This window comes from Pedobacter sp. Bi27 (assembly GCF_918698255.1).
Taxonomy (GTDB): Bacteria; Bacteroidota; Bacteroidia; order Sphingobacteriales; family Sphingobacteriaceae; genus Pedobacter.
The window spans coordinates 308,136-332,547 of the sequence record NZ_CAKKMW010000006.1 but is presented as its reverse complement, the minus strand read 5'-3'; the positions used below and the strand labels follow the sequence as shown (position 1 = coordinate 332,547).

Sequence of the window (24,412 nt, the reverse complement as noted above, 5' to 3'; positions counted from 1 at the left end):
ACAAGCAGCTTCAAATCCGACACTACAATACAAGCACATATACCCAATCCTTATGCTTGACAAATGATGGATTTAGTGCTGAAAAACCCTAAAGGGAGACGAAACAAAAACCTGAGTTAAAGGCAGTAGTTCACGTTAAAAAAAGCCAAAATTCAGAACAAAAAAATTGAGCAAAATATTAACAATTTTAAATCAGAAATAGTAGCCTGGTTCTAAGTTTACCCTTGGTCAATATCATTGTGTTTTTAGCTAAATAAGGGTTAAAATAAAAGACAAAAATTAAGAAAAATTACACGCTAAAACCGGATGATTAAGCCGATCAAAACGCTAACAAAAAATTGATTTAAAGCAGTATAAAATAGCGCTAAAATCACAATGGAAAAGATCAAAAATCATATTCAAAATCGACACCATATCCAAGGTATTTTCTATTTAAATTTCATACAGCATTGAGTTGCCAAATTATAAGTAAACCAAGATGACTTGTCTAAACTACCCCAACCTTCCGTACAGGATAGTTTTTAACCACAATAAAAATCTGGCAAAGCAGCATAAAAACATAAAGCATTTTATAGCTAATCAGCATAAAAATAACGGTAAAAATTACAATCAAAACCTAATTTTCAACGTGCTTTTCCCATGCAACTACGGAAAAGTGATCAATTTCGAGTTTCCAGAGGACAAAGCCTAAAAGCGTAAAAAACCGTATTTAAACACCAATAGACAAGCTTTTTTGAGCAAAACAAAAACCAACCTAAAGCATTCCGAAAACACCATTATTCACGAATATCGTCAGGAAATTGCATTATAAGGCTAAATTATTACAGATTTCGAAGTTCAAAACAGCAAAAAAATATACAATTTCAACATTTGAGATCAAATTTAAAGCAAGAAATTGAAGTTAAAAACCAGACTTGAAGCTTGACTAACCCCACAATTCACGGGACATTACCTGCATTTCAACCGCATAATATTCATCAAAACTTAGTAACAAACAAGAAGAGCGAAAAGAAATATTACCAAATTACTCCTCAAGCAATCGCTAAAAAACAAAGACATTTTGTCACATCAATCTAATCTCAAATATTAATAGCGATTTTGAATAGCTAATTTACATCATACATTTTGTTTAAAAGTATTACAAACAGAATGCATTTTACAAGCGGATTTTCGCATGCTTAAAGTCAATTTTAAAGCAGGTAATCCTGACCAAAATGTTAACCATTCGTCCAGCATTAAAAGCCAAAAAATATCCATGAGAATTACAAAATCCAGTTGCATTTTAAGCCATTCCCTGAGCCTGATCTAATTCTAAAAAACTATACAAGAATTTAAAAAGGCAATAAAATTTTTGAAGAAAATCGATTAATAAGTGTAAATTAAATCAATAAAGATAATGCGATTAAAAATATTGAACAAAGCAATAATTAGCCGTAAAATTCAAAAAAAACAAAAGTAAAATAGACAAATAAAGGATTTATATAAAATTCATTAATATTTAAAAATCAACAACTTAAATAAATTTATATAAACTAAGTATTTACAAAAATTAACATTTGTAAATTTTAAAAAACTAAATATTTTAGCAAAGAATTTAGATGAATTTAAACATATCAAACAAACAACTAATTATCAAGTATTTAAGTATAGCTACCTTAAGTTTCACATCACTATCGGTTTTTGGGCAGATTTTCAGCACCGCACAAAACCCACTTAGTGTAAAATGGAACTATATTTATTCAGGTGGCTTTAAAATCATCTATCCGCAAGAACTGGAGAAAGAGGCACAAAGAATGGCCAATACCCTACCCTTTATCTATCCCAAAATAGGACTGGGTTTAAGGCAGCAAAAAACCACTATTCCACTCCTGCTCCAGAACCGCGGAACCGTAGCAAACGGCTTTGTTCAACTCGCACCCAAGAAGTCTGAATTCTATGCAACTCCACCTCAGTTTTTCGATAGTCAAGATTGGCTAAACAACCTGGCAGTACATGAACTTAGACACATTGCTCAGTTTGACAAATTGACAGGAACGCAAGCACACCCCTTTCCTGAACTCGCTTACTTTGCTTACTTTGGCGCGGGCATCCCCATCTGGTTTTTTGAAGGTGATGCCGTAGTTAACGAAACCGCGTTGACCTATTCGGGCCGGGGCAGACAGCCTAATTGGATCATGCCTTACCGGGCTTCAATTTTAGAAGGCAAAAAAATCTCATACAGTAAAGCCTATTTCGGTTCGAACAAAGACGTAACTCCTGGCTACTATCAAACCGGATATTTGATGGTATCGGATATGAAAGAAAAATATGGGCAGTTCATTTCCGATAGCATATTTAGCGACATTAGAAAAAGACCAGTAAGACTGTACCCCTTTTCGCAGAGCTTAAAAAAATTCACGAAGCAGAATACCAGAACCTACTTTCTTTCTACCCAAAACAAGCTCGCTGAAAAATGGAAAATACAGCAAGAAAAATCTATTACAGAAAGCTATGAAAGCTTAAATAAAAAAGCTGACCTGGCAACCGATTATTCTCTTCCTATCCGGCTAAATAAAAACCAGGTTTTAGCCCTAAAAGAAAGCAAGACAGATGCGCGATATTTCGTGATTATTAACGAGGATAAATCGGAACAAAAATTATTCGGAATTGGTTATCAGGAACAGCCTTGGTTTAGCTTAAAAAATGATCTTTTGGTTTGGGATGAAATACGCTACGATCCGCGCTACAAACAACGGAGCTACAGCGTAATCTGTTCTTATAATTTGAAGACCAAAAAATTCAACAAATTAAGCAGCAAAAGCAGGCTCTTCTCCCCCAGCCTTTCTAACGATGGAAAGAAAATCATCGCTTCAAAAGTGGCGCTGAACAATCAGTTCAATCTGGTTGAGTTGGATGCGGTCTCGGGAAAAATTTTAAGGACCTACCCTAACCTCGAAAACGAAATCCTGCAGATGCCTTCATTTGATCAATCAGGAAATAAGGTTACTTATATCAGTGTAAATGAAAAAGGAAAAAGTTTATGGTTGATTGATGGAGAAAAAAAAACGAAATTGATTTCTAACAGCCGACAACAGTTAAGCCGACCGATCTTTATCAACGACAAAATTGTTTTCAATGCGCACTTTAATGGGATCGATAATATCTACAGTATAGATCCCGATTCGAAAAAAATAAATGCACTCAGCGCGTCCAAGTATGGGGCCTTTAACCCTAGCGAAACCACCGATGGAAAAATCATTTTTAACAATTATAAAATCAATGGTTATGAAATTGCAGAAACCGCATTAACCGAAAAACCAATTGGCGAAAATAACTTTGTGGATTTCTCGGCCGCCGCAGAAAAGCAGGAAAACGTAGGGAATGTTTTCGATAAGATTCCCGATAGCACCTACCAAGCCAAGCGCTATCATCAGTCCTTAAATCTTTTCAGTTTCCACAGCATTATTCCGGTTATCGACAACGAATATGTTTTCGGTCTGGAGTTGCAATCAAACAATCTGCTCAACACAATGGACTTTTATACCGGTGCAAAATACCACCGTGATTTAAAACGTTTTGAGTACACAGCAGACATTAGCTATAAGGCACTTTACCCAGTATTTAGTGTATTGTATCGCAACCGCCCGAAAAGAACATTCTACAGAGCTAAAAACGCGGTACAACAAGGTGATTGGAGAGAGAACTACATCAAGCTTAATGCATCGGTTCCGCTATCGTTCAACATGCGCAATGAGAACTATGCTTTTACCTTAAATGCGGCAACTAGTTTTACGCAAAGATACATGCCAGAAAATATGCCTACCGGTTTTATACACGAGCTTAAATTTCCGATGGAATACAATTTTACTTTCAACCACAGTGTGCGCACTACGGAAAGAGATATTGCCCCCAAGTGGGCACAAGTGTTCAGGGCAACTTATAATCACCAACCCTTCGATAAAAACTTAAACGGAGAAATCTTAGCACTCGAAAGTTTCCTTTACTTTCCTGGATTTGCAAAAAACCATTCCTTTTTAGCGAGTTTCAATTACCAGAAAGCAAGTGGTGTAAACCAATACGCTACTGAGATTGCAACCGTTTACGGCTACAACAATATTTTAGCGAAAAGTAAACTGCAAAACAGTCTGCTTTTTAACTACCGTTTCCCCTTTGCTTTTCCCGATTGGGAGTTGGGTCCTTTCGCTTATGTCAGAAATTTTAGGGCGGGTTTGTTTTGCCATTACGAGAACATTGGCAAGGGCACAACCTTTAACGATCCAAAAACTTATGGATTAGAATTAAATACCAGCGTAAACCTTTTGCGCTATCAACCTGTTGTAGATTTAGGAGCGAGATTGGTTTTTGTTAATCAGATTTACAATCAAAATCCGATATTAGAGTTTTCATTTAATTATAGCTTTTAAAACCATGAGTGCAAAAACAATCTCCATCATTATTCTGACTGCATTACTTACCATATTTTTAATGGTGAATACCGAACCTGTTGATTTCGATTTCCTGGTTACCACACTTCCAGTATCTAAACTTCTGGTTATCGGTATTTGCATCATCATCGGTTTTATCATTGGATTTGTTGTGGGCCGACCACGGAAAACAGTGAGCAGTTATGACGATGAGATCGAAAGGCATCAACCGGGTTCGAATAAAAAGGAATTGAGCGACGAGGATAGGGATTATATCAGCTAAGCGTTAGGATTAGTAGGGTTCTACGATCTGATACTCAATAGCAAAATCGTCATCTCGACTGGAACGCAGTGAAATGGAGAGATCTGCTTCGATAGATCTCTCGGCTTCGTTGCACTTCGCTCGAGATGACGGCGACTTGGGACAAACTCTTCTTAAACTTTCCGCCCACATTGGTTTTTATGCAATAGATTATTTATCGAAATGACGGCTATTTTTGTTCGTAGTTAAAGTGCCGACATTACCTCGCCATATAACAACCCACTACCACCTCCGTAATGCTGGATAATTTTTAGGCCTGGCCTTAACGCGAGAAGTTTATTTTTCAGTTCAGCTTCTGATTCCTGATCAATTCCATTTCCAAGTAAAACCAAGTCAATGTGCTGTTCTTTGCAAATGGAAATGGCTTCTTCATTTTTGCAAACACACAAACCTTTCCACTCAGGCCTGGCATTTAAAAGGCGGTTCATTACTGCAGTAATTTCTGTATCCCGGCCAATATAAAGTATAATAGTTTGCATAGTATTAAGTTTAAAATATATCAAAAAACAAATCGCCATTCCGACTGATACACCGATTTTCGTCGGTAAGAAAAATTTGGTCTCTACTCCAAGATTTCTCCTCCAAAGGAATTCCATTGGAACATTTCTGTCGAAATGACGATTCTTTTATATTAATTCAGTTCCATCGGAACATCCATCAATAAAACCTCTGCATCTGCAGTATTGGCTTTAAAACTAATGCTATCAGTGTCCCAAACACCTAATCCATCTCTTTTGCTCAACACTTGTCCGTTTATGGTTACTTCGCCATTGATTACGAAAGCATAAACACCGTTTCCAGCTTTTTTGATTTTATATTCCGTTTCAAAACCTTCATCAAACTTACCTAACGAGAACCAGGCATCCTGATGAATCCAAACACCGGCATCTTCAGCATTTGGCGATAAAATCTGCTGAAAATTGTTGTGCCTCGCTGCAACATCCAATGTTTGCTGATCGTAACGCGGCGTAACATTTTTCTTGTTAGGGAACAGCCAGATCTGCAATAAGTTTAATTGCTCGTCTGCATTTGCGTTAAACTCGCTGTGGCTAACACCTGTTCCGGCGCTCATCACCTGGATTTCTCCATTTTTAATTACCGCCGAATTGCCCATACTATCTTTGTGGGCAATTGCACCAGCCAATGGAATGGTAATAATTTCCATGTTATCGTGCGGGTGCGAGCCAAAGCCCATTCCACCATCAATACTGTCGTCATTTAAAACCCTTAAAACTCCGAAGTGCATCCTTTCTGGATTGTAGTAATTAGCAAAACTGAATGAATGGTGTGCATCTAACCAACCATGATTAGCATGACCTCGGGTGTTTTCTTTGTGCAAAATAAACTGTGACATAAATTTCCTTTCTTGTTTATGATACAAATTTACAGCAGCGATGTTTACCAAACATTGATGTAGGGTAAGAAAGTAGTCGGGAGTCCAGAGTCCTAAGTCTTGGGTCAATCACCGATTGTGCCTTGCCATTACAGCATTGCTGTTAAGCTCCCTTAACGCGTCTAGCGCTACCCAATTTGCTTTTTTATTGTTTTGGGCAAGGATATTGTTTGCGGTTTGGATGGCATGCTCATGCAGGAAAACATTTCGCTTGCCAATTTGCCTCAATGCCCAGTTGATTGCCTTTTTAACAAAATTCCGGTTATCGTAGGCTTCTCTTTCGATGATCGGAAGAAAACCCAGAAAAGTTTCGTTGGGTTCTTTTTTAAGGTGTACAGCTGCCTCGGCCATCAACACAAAACCGGTTCGTTTTACAAATTCGGCTTCAGCCTGAACAAACTCAAAGGCCTTCGACTTAAAATAAGGCGTTTTAACGAAAAGATTTCCGCAAGCCTGATCACATATATCCCAGGAACTAAAATCATTTGCCCACGCATTTATTTGCGTTTCTGATACCTGTTTAAAATCGCCAATAATGGTTGCTAATAGACGGGCTTCATGAAATCCAGTCTCCCAGAGCAATAAAGACAGTTCCTGATTCTTGCCAATTTGCTTTGCCAGTTTTCTGATATTCGGCAAACGGATACCAAAAGCTTTAGAAATATCGATCCCAAAATGAGCCATCTTTTTTAGATAATCAGGCTCGCTCATGGATTTTAATTCGGAAAGGACAAAATCTAGATCATTCATTATACGAATTTAATTTTTTTGAAAGACTTCCGAAGTTTCAAAGACCTGCGCCTTAGGCAAAATCAGGAGTATAGACAAAACAATTGGGGTTATTGCAACATAACCAATCCTTAATACTGTTTCAGCTTTAAGTTTACATCGATCATTTAAACTTGTTTAAATTTAACCATAACAATCAACCTTTTAAAACCCATGCAAAAAAACATCATTTGGATGCTATTAGCGTCTTGCCTATTCACATTTTCCTGCAAAAAGAACAAATTAGCTGAAGAGGAGGCTAGCACAACAAACCAAAAGAAAAATATGCTAATGGCTAACACTACCTTAGCCAGCGCTGCCGCAAGCGTAAATGCCTATTCAAACACATCAGCCTACATCAATACTGGTTTTTCATTTTTAAATCCAACACAAATTGATAAAAACCGCCAGGCTATTGGCGGCAGTGCTTACACCGAGGTATATGGCTTTAATGTCCCAGAAGAAAACCGGGTAAGGGGTATAAGATGGAATGAAGATGATGAAACTACATCCATATGGCGGCCACAGGGAATTGCCGGTTTCTCCAGAAATGGTGTACGTTACTTATTGGTAAGCTGGTACGCCAAAGATGCTGCCGAGAGCAAAGGATCGAGAATAACCCTCATCGACATCAGCCCAAGTTCGAGCACTTATTTAACTTACCGACATATATTATTGGTACAACCTACCCTTCCAACCGGCACACTTGATTATACACAATATGGCACTTATGCGCCCTTAAACGTACATGCCGGTGGTGTAGCTTACTTTAATGGTAAAGTTTATTTAAGCAGTACAAGTTTAGGATTAAGGGTATTTGATTTAGACAAAATTATTGAAGTAACTACAGGAACTGGTACTGATGATAAGTGTGGCAAAGATGCCAGTGGAAATCTTTACGCTTTTAATTACAGATACATCCTTCCACAAATAGGTTATTATAAAATTAACGATGCAAGTCCTTTTTCAACCGTACAGGTAAATTACGAAAACAATCAATTATGGACAGGACAATATTATGCCGGAAGTGCAGATGCATCGATTGTTCCCAAAATATTTGGATTCCCGATAAACACATCAGGAGAATTGCAGAATTCGGGCATACAGACAGTGATTCCAAAAAACAGTCTGTTTACTTCAGATCATGCGCATGGCATACAAGGTGTTTTTAGAAAAGGAAACAGGACCTGGCTTTCTTGCACCGGATCGCCTAGCGAATCGTACGGATCAACCGCCCGCTTAGCAAGATATACAGATGGCGATACCAATACGGTCCGTTACAGGTGGCCATACGGTGCTGAATCTTTATATCTTGAAGCACAATACGGGTATTTATGGAGCTTAACTGAATTTGAACCCAATGCCGGAGCTCAAAACGGCAGTCAGGTTAACCGTTGTATATTTGCTGTAGATTTTTCAAAATACGAATAGCAACCTTATTCAAATACAAGAGGCTGTATCATATCTATAAATTCTATCCGTTGAGAAAATTCGTCATTTCGACTGAAGCGTAGTCCCGAACATTCGGGAGAGAAATCTTTTATCATAGTACAAAGATCTCTCCTCCGAAGGAGTTCCTTTGGAACACTACGGTCGAAATGACGATATCATGCATTAAGCTAATGCTTGTTCAATATCAGCTAAAATATCATTGATATGCTCCAAACCAATTGATAGGCGGATTGAACCTTGCTCAATACCAACTTCATTACGTTGTTCTTCGGTAAGTTTGCTGTGGGTACTGGTAGCAGGGTGCGTTGCAATGGAACGGGTATCGGCCAGATTTGCTGAGATAGAAAACATTTGCAGACCGTCCATAAACTTACGTGCAGCATCGATACCGCCTTCAACCACAATGGTTACAATGCCCCCACCCTGTTTCATTTGCTTTTTGGCAATATCGTACTGCGGGTGCGAGGGTAAAAACGGATACTTTACCAGTTTAATTTTCGGGTGTTTTTCTAAATATTTTGCAACTTTTAAAGCGTTTTCGCAATGGCGGTCCATACGGATGGCCAAAGTTTCTAAACTTTTAGATAAAATCCATGCGTTAAAAGGCGATAACGCCGGCCCACTGTGACGGGCAAAAGCAATCACATCTGCAATTAAATCTTTGGTCCCTAAAATAACGCCACCTAATACTCTTCCTTGTCCATCAATATATTTGGTAGCCGAGTGGATCGAAATGTGCGCACCATATTTAATAGGTTGTTGCAGATATGGCGTAGCAAAGCAATTATCAACAACTAATAATACATTGTGTTTTTTAGCCAGATCGCCCAAAAATTCCAGATCGATAATATCGATGCCAGGATTAGATGGCGTTTCTACAAAAATCATTTTGGTATTGGGTTTAATCAAAGCTTCCCAATCCTGTGGTTTATCCAGATCGGCATAATCGAAAGTTACGCCCCAGTTAGAAAAAACATTGGTTAATAATTGATGTGTAGAACCAAAAACCGATCTGCTCGAAACCAAGTGGTCGCCATTTTTTAAAAATGCACCAAATGTGGTAAAAATCGCAGCCATTCCAGTTGCAGTGGCAAAACCATCTTCGGCACCTTCTAAGAGGCACATTTTTTCGATAAACTCTGATGTATTTGGATTTGAATAACGGCTATATACATTCCCTTCCTTTTCGTTAGCAAACAAAGCACGCATTTCTTCCGCATCTTCAAACTTATAACTCGAAGTAAGGTAAATTGGCGACGAATGCTCTTTGTGTAAACTGCGTTCGGTTTGAGTGCGTATAGCTATGGTTTCAAAATTTTCGGATTTCATTTTTAAGTATCAAGATTTGAGTATCAAGAGATGGGTATCAGGATTTGAGTATCAAGTATCAAGACGTGGTGTGAGAATAAAGTCGTCATCATAAATTTTAAGATGTGCTTCTCGATACTTGCTACTTGGTACTTTATACTTCTCTTTTGTTTATTTTATAAGTAAAATTAATCGTTGCAGAGCGGCCTAAAATATTCGATACAGAGCAATATTTATCGAAAGTCATGGCTAATGCACGCTCAACTTTTTGAACGCTTAAATCGCCGAATAAATCGAAGTGAATATCGATTACATCAAAAATCGGCGGCATTTCTTCCTCTTTTCTGGTCGCGTTTATAGCGATTTTAATATCATCAAGTGGCTCCTTCTGCTTGGTTAATACATTTACCATATCAATGCCACTACAGCCACCCAATCCAATTAGTAACATCTCCATCGGCCTGAAACCTTTTCCTTCGCCACCAATGGCAGCTTTTGCATCCAACTCTACAGTAAAACCGCTCTCGTTTTCTGCTTCAAAATTAAATTTACCGCTCTTGCGGATTAGATTTATGTTCATTTTGTTAGTATCGAGTATTTAGTATCAAGAATCAAGACGCATTTGCTTTAGTCTTTCTGCTTTAACCTTTAAGCTCTATTTAAATATTATAATAAACTAAGTTATTTTTTTCCAGTTCTGGCAACTTAACCGGATGGTTAAAAAGTGCAAAAACCGACGAACCACTACCACTCATTAAAGCGAATGTTGCGCCTGCATCGTATAAACTGGTTTTTATTTGACGAATTTGGGGATACTTTACGAATACCGATGGTTCGAAATCGTTGATAACCTTATTTTTCCATGTTGTTGGATGCAAATGTATAATTTCTTTTAACGATTGCAAAGGTTTTTGCGGTTTTACATGTGCATAAGCATCGGCCGTACTTACATGTACAGGCGGTTTTACCAAAACTTTAAACCAGGCTGACAAATCTACATCACACTTTTCAAATTCATCACCTCTATTAAATGCATAAACAGGTTTATTCTCGATAAAAAAAGCACAGTCTGCCCCTAGTTGGCGGGCATAATTTTCCATCTTATCAACCGACATCCCCAACATGAATTTATCGTTTAATAATTTGATCAGGAAAGCACAATCTGCCGATCCCCCACCCAAACCTGCACCAACTGGAATGTTTTTCAATAAATTGATCTGTTGCGCCGGAATATCAAAATCTTTCTTTACCAATTGATAAGCTTTAAAACACAGGTTATCGTTCGGGTCGCCAGGAATATCAATCCCATGGATTTTGCACGAAGTTACCTCGGCATCGGTAATTTCGACTGAATCCTTAATATTGATCGGATAAAAAACGGTTTCGAGGTTGTGGTAACCATCAGCACGTTTTTCGGTGATATTTAAGCCTAGATTTATTTTTGCGTTGGGAAAAGATAGCATGATAGTCGTGAGTCGTGAGTCTTAAGTCATGAGTCCATGGTGCCGAAACCAGCAGCCGTCTCATATTGCAAACATACAAAAGTGTTTTTACTGGCTTGGGTTTCTTTGCATTTTATGTCTTAGTCTTTTTGGAGCGCAATAACAGTAATCATGGGATACTTTGTTCCCGTGTTACGCTTTTACGCTTCGCTTCGTCATAACCTCCTCGCATCAGGGTAACACTGCACTGGGGCTAAGGGGTCAGTTGCTACTGCTATCGGGGTTGATGAAGAAACCGTAAACTACAAACCTGATTGTAGTGGAAAGCCCACGCAGCGAGGACTTGAAACGAAAATCAGGACAGGTGGCTGCCATTGGCACAGCACATTCATTTCCAAAAAACAATTATCATTACAATGTTAGTAAGTGAACAGTGTGTATAAAAATGATTCTCAACACCTGATAAATTTTAGATATTTGTAAATTATCAGAACAGTATGAAACAATATTTAGATTTAATGCAACATGTGCTTGATCATGGCGCTCAAAAGCACGACCGTACCGGTACCGGAACAATAAGCGTTTTTGGTTACCAGATGCGCTTTAACCTTCAGGAAGGTTTCCCGATGGTGACCACAAAGAAACTGCACTTAAAATCTATTATACATGAGTTAATCTGGTTTTTAACCGGCGATACCAATATTAAATACTTAAAAGATAATGGTGTACGTATCTGGGACGAATGGGCTGATGAAAACGGCAATCTAGGCCCAGTTTATGGTTCACAGTGGAGAAGCTGGCCAACACCAGATGGGCAGCACATCGATCAGATCACCAATATCATCAATACGATAAAGAACAATCCCGATTCGCGCAGGATTATTGTTTCTGCATGGAACGTTGCTGAAATCGAAAATATGGCTTTGCCTCCTTGTCATGCCTTTTTTCAATTCTATGTGGCCGATGGCAAATTAAGCTGCCAGTTATATCAGCGCAGTGCCGATATTTTCCTGGGCGTTCCTTTTAATATTGCGTCTTACGCTTTATTAACCATGATGGTGGCACAGGTATGCGGTTTGGAAGCCGGAGATTTTATCCATACCCTTGGCGATGCACATTTATACAATAACCATATCGAACAGGCCAACCTACAATTAAGCCGCGAGCCTAAAGCATTGCCAACCATGAAAATCAATCCTGATGTAAAAAGCATCTTCGATTTCAAATTTGAGGACTTTACCCTGGAGAATTATGAAGCGCACCCGCATATAAAAGGGATAGTGGCGGTATAATTGGTTCACTGGTCATTGGTTAATTAGTCATTCGTTCATTAGCCATTAGTTCATTTGTTTGGGTGCAGAATTGAATGCCCTATTTAAAAAAAAATCATCCCTTTAATTTACTTAATCAAGAGAAATCATGAATTATAAATTAGAGGACTTAGAAGTGTATAACTTGTCAGAGGTAATTTCAGATAAAATCTGGGATATTGTTATGGAATGGGAATATTTCGCTAAAGATACTATTGGGAAGCAATTATGCAGAGCAGCCGATTCCATTAGTGCAAATATTGCTGAAGGATATGGGAGGTATCATTTCAAAGAAAACAAAAACTTTTGTTATTATAGCCGCGGTTCGATTCTAGAAGTAAAATCATTTCTTCAGAAATCAAAAAACAGAAATTTGATCTCTGAAAATTGTTATTCAGAACTTTATACCGAATTGCAAACAATCCATTTAAAGCTGAATGCGTACATAAAATATATTGGGAAAAATTTAAACAAGTTTTAACTTGTTGACGATGCTGGGATCATACTTAGAAATTATGCTTAATGCACTTGCAGAAACTAATAAACAAATGACTAATGACTAATGAACTAGAAAGCCCTTCGCTTTCAATTGCCGTAGCTGTAGGCGAAAATTTTGCAATAGGCAAAAACAACCAGCTTTTATGGCACATGCCAGCCGATTTAAAATTCTTTAAACAAACCACTTCGGGGCACACAGTTGTAATGGGCCGTAAAACTTTCGATTCTGTAGGTAGACCGCTGCCTAACCGCAGGAATATTGTGATCACCAGGGATTCCAGTTTACAAATCGATGGTGTTGAAGTGGTAAATAGTTTAGATGAAGCTTTAGCAATTACCAAAACAGAAGAAAAACCGGTATTTATTGTTGGTGGTGCTGAGATTTACAGACAAGCCTTGCCCAAAACCACCACGCTTTATTTAACCACCATTCATCACAATTTTGATGCAGATACTTTTTTCCCTGAAATTGACCGGAATGAATGGAAAGTAATCAGCAGTGAAACCCATAAAGCCGATGAGAAGAACAAATACGATTATACTTTTGAGGTTTTAGAAAAAATTTAACTCAAATTAACCGCCAAGAACGCAAAGTTTATCTGATAAGCTATTCCGCTTCTACCCCTGCTAGCTAAACCCGATGGGAGTGGGCATCCCGATTCTTCATCGGGATAAAACGGACAACGGGACTATCGGAGCCGAAGAACCACAGTTATTGCTTTTCAATAAAAAGATCTATTATGCGTCTTGCGTCTAAAACCCACTTGAAGATGCTTCGTACCTCAGCATGACAGCAGAAAAAAGATTAATACATTAGTGGGATGAGATCAAGTCCAAAAGCTGCTACAATTGCTTTCAAAATCAATTTCATTCTAAATTTAGTCCTCCGAAATGAATTCTGCCTGATGAATCTCGAAGGATTATTGCCCAATAAAAATTAATGTTAATAAATTATCAATTAAGGGGTTCTATAATTTAAAAATTTAATTAGATTTGCCGACTTGTTAAAAAACAGCGAAAGACAAATTATTTTAAACAAACAATGCAAGGAAAAGGTTTTATTAAGTTTATAGCGATAGTATTGGCTATCGTTTGTGCGTACGCACTTTCTTTTACTTTGGTAGCATCCAAGGTGGAAAAAGACGCAAAAAACGCTGCGAAGGGTGATTTGGCCAAAGAAAAGGCTTACTTAGATTCGATGAGTACCGTGAAAGTTTATCCAGTAGTTGGATTTACTTATCAAGAGGTAAAAGCGAAAGAGATTAATTTGGGTTTAGACTTAAAAGGCGGAATGAACGTAACGATGGAGATATCGTTAGCAGAGTTGGTAAAATCATTAGCAGGCAACCCTACTGATGCTAACTTTAACAAAGCAGTTCAGAACGCACAGATCCAGTTAAATGCCGGTGGTAAAGATTACATCAAAATTTTTGTTGATGAATTCGAAAAATTAAGCCCTGGAGTAAAACTTGCAGATTATTTTTCTAACCAGGATAACGCATCTCAATTAAAACCTAGCGCAAGCAATGGCGATGTTGAATCTTTCTTGGAAAAAGAAGCTACTAGTGCGATCGATCGTTCATTTACAGTTTTACGTTCACGTATTGATGGTTTCGGTGTAGTTAGTCCGAACATGCAAAAACAAGAAGGTAGCAACCGTATCTTAATCGAAATGCCAGGTGTACAAGATAAAGAGCGTATTGCTAAACTTTTACAAGGTTCTGCAGAATTACAGTTCTGGCAAGTATATCAGGTGCAAGAAGTTGCGCCATTGTTAGAAAACATTAATAAAATTTTAGCTGCAACATTAAAAGCTGATGCGCCTGCAACTAAAGATACAACTGCTGCTCCCGCTGCTGGTGGTAAACTTGCCGGTTTAGAAAAAGCTGCTGCTAAAGATACTACGGCTAAAGGTGGTAAGCTTGCTGGCTTAGGTAAAAAGGATTCAACTGCGGTTAAAGCTGAATTGCTTAAATCTAACCCATTGTATGCTGTTCTTAACCTTCCTATTTACCAAGGCGAAAACGGACAACAACAATTAATGCCAGGTGCAGTTGTTGGTATGTCGTTACAAAAAGATACTGCAAAGGTTAACTCATATTTAAAACTTCCAGAAGTTGCTGCATCTATTCCATCTACGATGAAATTTATGTGGAGTGTTAAACCTAGAGAAGGTTCGAAAATTTTCGAACTATATGCTATTAAAGTGGTTAGTGCTGATGGCAAACCAGATTTAGGTGGTGAGGCAATCAGCGATTCACGCGCAGATTTTGATCAAAAAGGTAAACCAGAAGTAACCATGTACATGACCAGCGAAGGTTCTGCTAAGTGGAAAAAAATTACTGCCGAAGCCGCTGCTGATCCAAACAACAAAAAATCTATTGCAATTGTATTAGATAACCAGGTATATTCTGCGCCTACCGTACAGAACGAAATTGCTGGTGGTGTTTCATCAATCACCGGTAACTTTACACAAGCCGATACTAAAGATTTATCCAACATCCTAAAAGCTGGTAAATTACCTGCTCCTGCACGTATTGCAGGTAGCTATGTAGTTGGTCCAACTTTAGGTGCACAGGCTATTCACGATGGTTTAATCTCATTCGTAATTGCCTTTATCGTAATCTTAATCTTCATGGCGTTGTATTATCACCGTGCAGGTTGGGTTGCTAACTTTGCATTGTTAATCAACTTATTCTTCATCATTGGTATCTTGGTATCACTTGGTGCAGTATTAACATTACCTGGTATTGCTGGTATCGTATTAACCATTGGTTTATCGGTAGATGCAAACATCCTTATTTTTGAGCGTGTACGTGAAGAGCTTGCACATGGTAAAAACACGGCCACTGCGATTAAAGAAGGTTTTAAACATGCAATGCCTTCAATTATCGACTCAAACGTTACCTTATTTATTTTAGGTGCTATCCTTTACGTTTTTGGTAGCGGTCCGGTTCAAGGTTTCGCAACTACATTATGTATCGGTATCCTTTCTTCATTATTTGCAGCTGTAGCCATTTCGAGAGTAGTTTTCGAATCGTTATTAAACCGCAAAATTGATGTAAGTTTCGATAACAGCATTACCCGTAACGCATTTAAAAACATCAGTTTCAACTTCGTTGGCCGTCGTAAAATTTACTACGTAATCTCTACCATCATTATTATTGCTGGTATTGGTATGTACTTCAAAAATGGTGGTTTAAATTTAGGTGTAGATTTTAAAGGTGGTAGAACTTATTTAGTTCACTTCGATAAAGCAGTTAATACTGAAGATTTAAAAGCTAAATTAAACCCGGTTTTCGGTAACGAAACGCCTGAGGTTAAAACTGCAGGTGAAGATAGCCAGGTAAAAATCACTACTACTTTCCACATCGAAGATCAGGACATTAAAACTGATAAAGTTGTAGAAGATGCTTTAAACAAAGGTTTATCAGGTTCTAAATACGAAATTGTAAGCTCACAAAAAGTAACGCCTATCATTGCAAGTGATATCGTAAACGGTGCTTTCTACGCAGTATTGATCTCATGTTTATTCATGTTTATCTATATCGTAGTACGATTCAAAAAATGGCAGTATGGTTTAGGTGCGGTAATCGCATTGTTCCATGATGTGTTAATGGTATTATCTTTCTACACCATTTTAGATGGTATTATGCCATTCTCATTAGAAATCGGTCAGGATTTCATCGCAGCAATTTTAACGGTAATGGGTTACACCATGACGGAGACAGTTGTTGTATTCGACCGTATCCGTGAGAAATTAAAAGAATCTGGTAAAGAAGATTTACACGGTGAAGAGCGTAACAACTTAATCAACTTCGCGTTGAACAGTACATTAAGTCGTACCATCTTAACCTCATTAACCGTATTCTTCGTGTTATTGGTTATCTTTATTTTCGGTGGCGACAGCATCCGCGGATTCATCTTCGCCTTGTTAATCGGCCGTATCATTGGTACATATTCATCATTATGTATCTCTACTCCTATCGTAATCGATTTGGGTAGCTCAGCCGAGAAAAAATAAGAGATTAAGATCTTAAAATATATAAGCGTTCCGATTTATCGGGGCGCTTTTTTTATGCAGCTTTTTTACCACGAAGACACAAAGAACACAAAGTGGTTTCCTATATTTTTTGTTTTGGAAAGCAGTATCTGTAGCGTTTCGGTTCCGATAGTCCTGCTGTTCGTTTTATTTCGCTGCGCTCCATGTTCACTACCATCAGGTTTAATTAATTTAAAACAGTGCTAAGAAACTTACAAAACCCCGCTTCGTCATGCCAGCGTTATATCTTTATTATTAAACAAGAATAACTGCCAAAACCTCATTTATCAAACCTTTTGGCTATCTTTTTGTTACATTAGCAATAGATAAACGATACGAAAATGGATTTACAACTTCCTAAAAGCGAATACCCTAGAGTAGTTATAGTTGGCGGTGGATTTGGAGGAATTGAGTTAGCTAAACGTTTAAAAAACAAACCCTTTCAGGTGGTTATGCTCGATAAACATAACTACCATACTTTTCAACCCTTACTTTATCAGGTGGCTACAGGAGGTTTAGAAGCCGATTCGATCGCTTTCCCATTAAGAAAGATTTTTAAAGGACAAAAAAACCTGATTTTTCGCGTAACCAAGGTTACCGAAGTTAATGCGGCTGAAAATTGTCTACAAACCGACATTGGTAAAATCAATTACGATTATTTGGTTATCGCCACAGGTTCTACCAGTAACTTTTTTGGCAATAAGGAAATCGAGGCTAATTCAATGCCGATGAAATCCATCCCGGAAGCATTGGATTTGAGAAGTTTGATTTTACAGAATTTCGAAAAATCGCTGATCGAAAAAGATTTAGATAAAAAGAGTGCCCTATTAAACTTTGTAGTGGTTGGCGGAGGCCCAACAGGTGTTGAAACCTCTGGAGCCATAGCAGAGCTTAAAAAACATGTGATTCCGAACGATTATCCAGAGATGGATCTGAGCAGGGTAAACATTTATCTGATCGAAAATTCGCCTGAATTATTAGGTGTGATGTCGCCACAGGCACAGAAAAAAGCCAAAGATTTCCTTACCGATATGGGCGTTCAGATCATGAACGAAACCAGGGTAATGAGTTACGACGGACATACCCTTACCTTACAGGATAAAGCACCAATTTTAAGTTCTACCGTAATTTGGAGTGCTGGTGTTAAGGGCGAAGTTTTAGGTGGTTTAGACAACGCAGAAATTGTTCGTGGCGGCCGATTGAAAACTGATACGCAGAATTTAGTGGTGGGTTATCAAAATGTATATGCCATTGGTGATGTGGCCGCTATTATTGATGAAGAAACACCGAATGGTCACCCCGGAGTTGCTCCAGCCGCCATACAGCAAGGACACCAACTGGCCAAAAACCTGGTGAACATCAAAGAAAATAAACCTTTAGAGAAATTTAAATACTTCGATAAAGGCTCAATGGCTACAGTGGGTAGAAACAAAGCCGTTGTAGATATTGGAAAAATCCGTTTTCAAGGCGTTTTTGCATGGTTTACCTGGATGTTTGTGCACTTAATGACTTTGGTAGGCTTCAGAAACAAGATTATTGTTTTCGTAAATTGGGTTTGGAGTTATTTCAGTTATGACAGAGGAACCCGTTTGATTATCAGAACCTTTGCAAAAGACCGAAGCGTTGATTATAGAGACGAGGTACCATCAGTAAAGGAACAAGTTAAAGTATCTTAGTCTTTAGTCTTTAGTCTTTAGTCTTTAGTCTTTAGTCTTTAGTCTTTAAGGTAACTTTTGATGATAAAAATTGTTTCCTTTTTCTTCTTTTCTTTGCGAAAAACTTTGCGCATTTTGCGGGTAAACCAAAAATATGAGCCAAAACGACTTCAAATTAGTAGAATGTCCACGCGATGCCATGCAAGGACTACACGATTTTGTTCCAACTGAACTTAAGGCAGAATATTTGAATCTTTTACTTCAGGTAGGTTTTGATACACTTGATTTTGGAAGTTTTGTTTCGCCTAAAGCCATTCCACAAATGGCCGATACAGCCGAAGTTTTAGCACAATTGGGTTTGAGCAACACGGCAACTAAGCTCTTGGCTATTGTAGCCAATTTAAAAGGCGTAGAGAACGCTGTAAAGCATGAAGTAGTCGATTACCTTGGTTTCCCTTTTTCGATCTCAGAAACGTTCCAACAGCGTAATACCAATTCAAGCATATTGCAATCATTAAACACGGTGGAAGAAATGCTTTCACTTTGTGCTAAAAACAATAAGAAAGCGGTTGTGTACTTGTCGATGGGTTTTGGGAATCCTTATGGCGACGAATGGAATTATGAAATTGTAGAAAAATGGGCTGATGTACTGGTGGGTAAAGGTGTAGCGATTTTATCATTAGCTGATACGGTTGGTGTTTCTACGCCAGAGAAGATAGAAAGCATATTGCCAAAACTGATTTCGAAGTTTAAAAATACCGAAATCGGCATCCATCTGCATTCAACCCCTGCCGAACGGTTTGAAAAAATAGAAGCTGCTTATCGTTCGGGTGTAAAACGTATAGATTCTGCCTTAAAAGGTTTTGGAGGCTGCCCAATGGCTGCTGATGACCTCACAGGCAACATTGCTACTGAAGATGTAATTGCATTTTTGAATGCCAAGGGAGAAAATATCAACCTTAATATGAATAAATGGAATGAGGCAATGGCTTTATCAGGAAAGATATTTGGGTAGATTAGCTTGGTCACCGCCTAGAGTCGTCATTGCGAGGCACGAAGCAATCCTACTACTATAGGTGGGAATAAACAAATTTAGCTCATGCCTAGCGATCGCTTTAAGGTTGCTTCGTACCTCGCAATGACGGACCTGCACAGTACTTCGAAGCAAGGTATTGATCAACCCAACTCGTCATATAAGTCTTTCCAATTTGGATTCATAGATTCAATCAAATCTATTTTCTGTTGGCGGTTTCCTCCTTTAATTCTCTTTTCTTCATCAATGGCTTCTTCGATATTTGGAAAGAATGAGTAGTAAACCAGTTTATAGCATTTATACCTTGAAGTAAAGCTTTTTGGAAATTCGTTGTTTTTATGTTGCCAAACCCTACCCTGTAAGTCTGAAGTTACTCCAGTATAAAAAACAGTATTAAAAGAATTCGCCATGATGTAAACGCATCCTCCTTTTTCCATTATATTTTAGTTGGTATTGGTAATTGTTAGGTCGTCATTGCGAGGTACGAAGCAATCCTACTACTATGGGGGGGGTAAATAATCAATCCAGCGATCGCTTTAAGATTGCTTCGTGCCTCGCAATGACGATTTTTCGTTGAATGCGCTATGCTTTCTGTGCCTCCTGGCTAACTATTCCTAAACCTTCTTCACCATTTTAAAATGCTGTATCCCAGCCTCCTCAAATTGCTCTCCCTCTGCTACAAAACCAAATTTAGCATATAAACTCATGGCATCTAACTGCGAGTTTAGGTAAATATAATGCGCATCTTCTGGCAGATCAGATAAAGCCTCGGCAATTAGCGCACGACCTACACCCTGCCCTCTAAAATCTTTTAAAACTGCGAAACGTTCCAGCTTATATCCATTATCTGTTTTACGCCACCTGCAGGCACCGCAAGGCTGGCCATTATTTGTTGCCAGAAAATGTACAGATTCATCTTCATGCTCCCACTCCAATTCTGGCGGGCAATTCTGTTCGTCTACAAATACAATCTTACGGATCGCAAATACTTTATCTAAATCTTCGGGATGATTAACTTTTTGAACGTGCAGACTCATTATCGTGGTGTTTAAAGTGTTTATTCGATTTTAATTTCGATTCATTTAATGCCTCAGCAACATCAATTGAATGCGAACAATGAATATCGGCCTCTTTTTTGGCAAGTGTGGCAATCGTAACGTAAAATTTATGTAACTGATCCAGTTCTTTTTCGCTCAAATCTTCTATATCAACCATCCGGTTGCTTGCACCCTGCTGCGCAGCAATTAATTCATTTAATTTTAACTGAATGGCCTTGCCATCTTTATTCTGTGCTTTCTGAATCAAAAAAACCATCAAAAAGGTAATAATCGTTGTACCTGTGTTAATCACCAACTGCCAGGTTTCAGAATAATCGAAAAGTGGGCCTGTAACCGCCCAAATCACTACGATTGCCGTTGCCGATATAAATGCAGCAGAGCTACCCGTAAATTTGGTTGCCGCGTTGGCAAATTTCTCGAAAAAATTATTTCTCTTGGTATCATTTTTAGATTTTGCCATTACAATTTGTTTGCTTAAATATAACCATAAAACAAACAAAAGCGCCATAAGTTTTTAAACCCATGGCGCTTTTGTAATTATTGAATGATTGATTTTTTGAATGATTGAATAGACTTTCAATCTTAAAAAATAATCAAAAATTATAGCTTATCGTTAACGTTGATACAGTTCAGATCTTCGAAAGCAGTTGTTAAACGTTTCACAAAAGTTTCTTCACCTTTACGTAACCAAACACGTGGATCGTAATATTTTTTATTTGGTTTATCATCGCCATCAGGATTACCAATCTGACCTTGAAGATAAGCTTCATTCTTTTTGTAATATTCTAAAATACCTTCCCAAAATGCCCATTGCATATCAGTATCGATATTCATTTTAATTGCACCATAAGAAATTGCTTCTCTGATTTCTTCCTGAGTAGAACCAGAACCACCGTGGAATACGAAGTTGATCGGTTTCTCTGCTGTTAAGCTGAATTTTTCTTTGATAAAATCCTGAGAATTTTTCAAAATTACCGGTTGCAATTTTACGTTACCTGGTTTATAAACACCATGTACGTTACCAAAAGCAGCAGCAACTGTAAAACGAGGAGAAACTTTACTTAATTCTTCGTAAGCATAAGCCACTTCGCTTGGTTGAGTATATAATTTAGAGCTATCTACATCGCTATTATCAACACCATCTTCTTCACCACCTGTAACACCAAGTTCGATTTCGATAGTCATGTTCATTTTAGCCATGCGTGCTAAGTATTTAGCAGAAATTTCCATGTTTTCTTCAATCGACTCTTCCGATAAATCCAACATGTGTGATGAAAACAAAGGTTTTCCAGTTTCAGCGAAGAATTTTTCACCGTGGTCTAAAAGTCCATCAATCCAAGGCAATAATTTTTTAGCGGCGTGGTCGGTATGTAAAACCACGGCAACACCATAATGCTCTGCCAATAAATGTACATGTTTAGCTGCCGATACAGCACCTAAAATACATGCTTGCAATTTCTCATTATCTAAAGATTTGCCTGCATAAAACTGTGCACCTCCATTAGATAGTTGAATCATAACAGGCGAATTTACTGCCTTAGCAGTTTCCAATACCGCATTAACCGTATTTGTACCGGTTACGTTAACTGCTGGTAAAGCAAACTGATGTTTTTTAGCCTGCTCAAACAATTCTTGAACGGCATCTCCGTAAATTACGCCTTTGTAGCCTTTTAAACTCATTTCTTGTTAATTTTATTAAGTCCGAAGTTATAAAAAAAAATAACATTCCAAGCTTTTCTAACAACAGAATTATTTGCCTAACAGCAAAATAAGGCCTATTTAGTGTAAAAAAGACATTATCCTTAGTGTAAAAAAGACACACTTAAGTTTTACAATTAGCAGTTAACAGTAGCCCGAGCCGAGTTTTCAATTACCTGTCCAACGCTTGCATTATTGCCAATCGACTATCAACCAACTCACCATTGACTATTTTTACAGCTAATAAGGGTCGACTTTATTATATTTTTCGTTTCTTTGCAATCCAATTCTTCAAAAAATTATATGGCTTGGTTTAAGAGAGAAAAAAAAGGTATCATCACCACAACAGAGGAGAAAAAAGAAGCACCAGATGGTTTGTGGAATAAATGTCCAAATTGTAAAAAACCGCTACATCAGGCAGAACTTCAGGAAAACAAATACGTTTGTCATTACTGCGATTACCACTTGAGAGTAGGCTCAAAAGAATATTTCGAGGTTTTATTTGATAATAACGAGTTTAAAGAGCTGTTCCCTAACTTAACATCAGGCGACCCTTTAAATTTTAACGATAACAAACCTTACACCGATAGAATTAAAGAAAGCCAGGCTAAAACAGGCTTAAAAGACGCTATCCGTGCCGGTGTTGGTAAAATCGAAGGGCAAGACCTCGTAATTGCCTGTATGGATTTTGCTTTTATTGGCGGTTCGATGGGTTCAGTTGTGGGCGAAAAAATTGCAAGATCGATCGATTATAGCATTAAACATAAAGTTCCGTTCCTGATGATTTCAAAATCAGGTGGTGCCCGTATGATGGAAGCCGCATTTTCATTAATGCAAATGGCCAAAACATCAGCCAAACTCGCCTTATTAGGTCAGGCTAAAGTTCCATATATCTCTTTATTAACCGATCCAACTACCGGTGGTGTAACTGCATCATACGCCATGTTAGGCGATATTAATATTGCAGAACCAGGCGCACTGATCGGCTTCGCTGGTCCGCGGGTAATTAAAGAAACCATTAAAAAAGATTTACCAAAAGGTTTCCAAACTTCAGAATTCGTTCTTGAACACGGCTTCCTCGATTTCATTGTAGATAGAAGAGCCATGAAAGCTAAATTGGGCGCTTTTATTAAAATGATGAACAACTAGTTGGTTCAATAGTTCATTAGCCATTAGTTCATTGGTCTACGTACTAAAAAAATCATAATATTTAGAAAAGCAGGGCTTGAATAAATCGGTGAATTCAGTCCTGCTTTTTGCTTTAAGTCCTCGCTACACTCCGGGCTTTCCGCGGCAATCAGGTTTAATTAATATGGGCCGGTGGTTCTTTTGAGGGGTTTTTCCAGCGAATGCTACAACCACCCCGCCCTGCGGGCACCCCTCCAAAGGAGGGGAATAAATAACCGCAATTTTTCTTATTTTTAAACTAACCAAACCATAAACTAAAATGAAAAAGTTATTCCTATTAATCTCCCTAATCACCGTTACGCTCGCTATACAAGCGCAGGAGAAAAAAGCCAAAGCCCCTTATGATGAAGCCTTAGCCAAAAAGCTTGGTGCCGACAACTACGGCATGAAAATGTATGTTCTGGTTATGCTGAAATCGGGTACGAATACCACAGAAACCAAAGCCAAAACAGATAGTTTATTTGCCGGACATATGGCAAACATGGGCAAAATGGTCGAAGCACAAAAACTCGTAATTGCTGGCCCGATGGGTAAAAATGATAAAAATTACCGTGGCATTTTCGTTTTAAATACAAAATCGATCGAAGAGGCAAAACAACTATTGGAAAGCGATCCGGCCATAAAAGCCAAATTACTGGAACCAGAATTGTACAATTGGTATGGCTCTGCAGCACTAGCTGAGTATTTGCCGTTTCACGATAAGATCCAAAAGAGCAGTTTTTAGGGTTGTCTGCCACGGAAGCACAGAAGGCACGGAGAAGTTAATATAGTGAGGTCAGATGTTACATCTGACCTTTTCAGCTTAGTGAATCATTAAGGATTCAACTTGTGAGATTGCCACG

Annotated in this window: 21 protein-coding genes; 11 read left to right on the top strand and 10 right to left on the bottom strand. The window is 38.2% G+C overall.

The window, feature by feature from the left end:
* The first annotated feature begins 1,598 nt into the window (after window positions 1–1,598).
* Together LQ227_RS20520 and LQ227_RS20515 are read left to right on the top strand one after the other, a co-directional pair.
* Window positions 1,599–4,403, top strand: coding sequence for a hypothetical protein (locus LQ227_RS20520; protein WP_230150797.1), 2,805 nt, complete (start codon window positions 1,599–1,601; stop codon window positions 4,401–4,403).
* Window positions 4,404–4,407: 4 nt separating this feature from the next.
* Window positions 4,408–4,686: a lipopolysaccharide assembly protein LapA domain-containing protein gene (locus LQ227_RS20515; RefSeq protein WP_230032635.1), complete on the top strand. Its 279-nt coding sequence runs from the start codon at window positions 4,408–4,410 to the stop codon at window positions 4,684–4,686.
* A 224-nt stretch (window positions 4,687–4,910) separates the two neighbouring features.
* Here LQ227_RS20515 and LQ227_RS20510 read toward each other — a convergent pair whose 3' ends face one another.
* The 3 genes from LQ227_RS20510 to LQ227_RS20500 all read right to left on the bottom strand — a co-directional run bounded on the left by LQ227_RS20510 (window position 4,911) and on the right by LQ227_RS20500 (window position 6,868).
* Entirely contained in the window at window positions 4,911–5,204 is a 294-nt protein-coding gene (locus LQ227_RS20510) for a hypothetical protein (protein ID WP_230145148.1), read from the bottom strand.
* 152 nt (window positions 5,205–5,356) lie between these two features.
* Window positions 5,357–6,079, bottom strand: a complete 723-nt coding sequence (locus tag LQ227_RS20505) for a pirin family protein (RefSeq protein ID WP_230145147.1) — start codon at window positions 6,077–6,079, stop codon at window positions 5,357–5,359.
* A gap of 108 nt (window positions 6,080–6,187) precedes the next feature.
* Entirely contained in the window at window positions 6,188–6,868 is a 681-nt protein-coding gene (locus LQ227_RS20500) for a DNA alkylation repair protein (RefSeq protein ID WP_230145146.1), read from the bottom strand.
* 309 nt (window positions 6,869–7,177) lie between these two features.
* Here LQ227_RS20500 and LQ227_RS20495 point away from each other — a divergent pair, with 309 nt between their 5' ends.
* On the top strand, window positions 7,178–8,317 hold the full coding sequence (locus LQ227_RS20495; RefSeq protein ID WP_230145145.1) for a hypothetical protein: 1,140 nt from the start codon (window positions 7,178–7,180) through the stop codon (window positions 8,315–8,317).
* A 183-nt stretch (window positions 8,318–8,500) separates the two neighbouring features.
* Here LQ227_RS20495 and LQ227_RS20490 read toward each other — a convergent pair whose 3' ends face one another.
* The 3 genes from LQ227_RS20490 to ispE all read right to left on the bottom strand — a co-directional run bounded on the left by LQ227_RS20490 (window position 8,501) and on the right by ispE (window position 11,109).
* The gene (locus LQ227_RS20490) at window positions 8,501–9,667 is read right to left on the bottom strand and encodes a PLP-dependent aspartate aminotransferase family protein (protein ID WP_230145144.1); all 1,167 of its coding nucleotides are present in this window, start codon (window positions 9,665–9,667) and stop codon (window positions 8,501–8,503) included.
* Between the two features lie 133 nt (window positions 9,668–9,800).
* Window positions 9,801–10,226, bottom strand: coding sequence for an OsmC family protein (locus tag LQ227_RS20485; protein ID WP_230145143.1), 426 nt, complete (start codon window positions 10,224–10,226; stop codon window positions 9,801–9,803).
* Window positions 10,227–10,305: 79 nt separating this feature from the next.
* Complete coding sequence (ispE, locus tag LQ227_RS20480; protein ID WP_230145142.1) at window positions 10,306–11,109, bottom strand: 4-(cytidine 5'-diphospho)-2-C-methyl-D-erythritol kinase; 804 nt, start codon at window positions 11,107–11,109, stop codon at window positions 10,306–10,308.
* Window positions 11,110–11,585: 476 nt separating this feature from the next.
* Between ispE and LQ227_RS20475 the strand changes: the two genes are divergently transcribed.
* The 6 genes from LQ227_RS20475 (at window position 11,586) to LQ227_RS20450 (ending at window position 19,608) form a co-directional block, all read left to right on the top strand.
* Entirely contained in the window at window positions 11,586–12,380 is a 795-nt protein-coding gene (locus LQ227_RS20475) for a thymidylate synthase (RefSeq protein ID WP_190326103.1), read from the top strand.
* 127 nt (window positions 12,381–12,507) lie between these two features.
* Window positions 12,508–12,879 (top strand): four helix bundle protein, encoded by a 372-nt coding sequence (locus LQ227_RS20470; RefSeq protein ID WP_230145141.1) that lies wholly within the window; start codon window positions 12,508–12,510, stop codon window positions 12,877–12,879.
* A gap of 74 nt (window positions 12,880–12,953) precedes the next feature.
* Window positions 12,954–13,463: a dihydrofolate reductase gene (locus LQ227_RS20465; protein ID WP_230145140.1), complete on the top strand. Its 510-nt coding sequence runs from the start codon at window positions 12,954–12,956 to the stop codon at window positions 13,461–13,463.
* Between the two features lie 475 nt (window positions 13,464–13,938).
* The gene (gene secDF / locus LQ227_RS20460; RefSeq protein WP_230145139.1) at window positions 13,939–16,920 is read left to right on the top strand and encodes a protein translocase subunit SecDF; all 2,982 of its coding nucleotides are present in this window, start codon (window positions 13,939–13,941) and stop codon (window positions 16,918–16,920) included.
* A 359-nt stretch (window positions 16,921–17,279) separates the two neighbouring features.
* Window positions 17,280–18,614 carry an NAD(P)/FAD-dependent oxidoreductase gene (locus LQ227_RS20455; protein WP_230145138.1) on the top strand — a complete coding sequence of 445 codons (1,335 nt, stop codon included), beginning with the start codon at window positions 17,280–17,282 and terminating at the stop codon, window positions 18,612–18,614.
* Between the two features lie 133 nt (window positions 18,615–18,747).
* Window positions 18,748–19,608, top strand: coding sequence for a hydroxymethylglutaryl-CoA lyase (locus LQ227_RS20450; protein ID WP_230145137.1), 861 nt, complete (start codon window positions 18,748–18,750; stop codon window positions 19,606–19,608).
* Between the two features lie 161 nt (window positions 19,609–19,769).
* Here the strand turns inward: LQ227_RS20450 and LQ227_RS20445 are convergent, their stop codons facing one another.
* From LQ227_RS20445 to fbaA, 4 genes are all read right to left on the bottom strand, one after another.
* On the bottom strand, window positions 19,770–20,063 hold the full coding sequence (locus LQ227_RS20445; protein ID WP_230145136.1) for a GIY-YIG nuclease family protein: 294 nt from the start codon (window positions 20,061–20,063) through the stop codon (window positions 19,770–19,772).
* A 177-nt stretch (window positions 20,064–20,240) separates the two neighbouring features.
* Window positions 20,241–20,663: a GNAT family N-acetyltransferase gene (locus tag LQ227_RS20440; protein ID WP_116252822.1), complete on the bottom strand. Its 423-nt coding sequence runs from the start codon at window positions 20,661–20,663 to the stop codon at window positions 20,241–20,243.
* A complete protein-coding gene (locus LQ227_RS20435) occupies window positions 20,638–21,144 on the bottom strand; it encodes a low affinity iron permease family protein (RefSeq protein ID WP_215131748.1) in 507 nt (168 codons plus the stop codon). The genes LQ227_RS20440 and LQ227_RS20435 overlap by 26 nt, the downstream gene beginning before the upstream one ends.
* Before the next feature lie 140 nt (window positions 21,145–21,284).
* Window positions 21,285–22,364: a class II fructose-bisphosphate aldolase gene (gene fbaA, locus LQ227_RS20430; RefSeq protein WP_029276269.1), complete on the bottom strand. Its 1,080-nt coding sequence runs from the start codon at window positions 22,362–22,364 to the stop codon at window positions 21,285–21,287.
* A gap of 321 nt (window positions 22,365–22,685) precedes the next feature.
* Between fbaA and accD the strand changes: the two genes are divergently transcribed.
* Both accD and LQ227_RS20420 read left to right on the top strand, forming a co-directional pair.
* A complete protein-coding gene (gene accD, locus LQ227_RS20425; protein ID WP_057933455.1) occupies window positions 22,686–23,531 on the top strand; it encodes an acetyl-CoA carboxylase, carboxyltransferase subunit beta in 846 nt (281 codons plus the stop codon).
* 298 nt (window positions 23,532–23,829) lie between these two features.
* On the top strand, window positions 23,830–24,294 hold the full coding sequence (locus tag LQ227_RS20420) for a YciI family protein (RefSeq protein ID WP_230145135.1): 465 nt from the start codon (window positions 23,830–23,832) through the stop codon (window positions 24,292–24,294).
* Window positions 24,295–24,412: the final 118 nt, after the last annotated feature.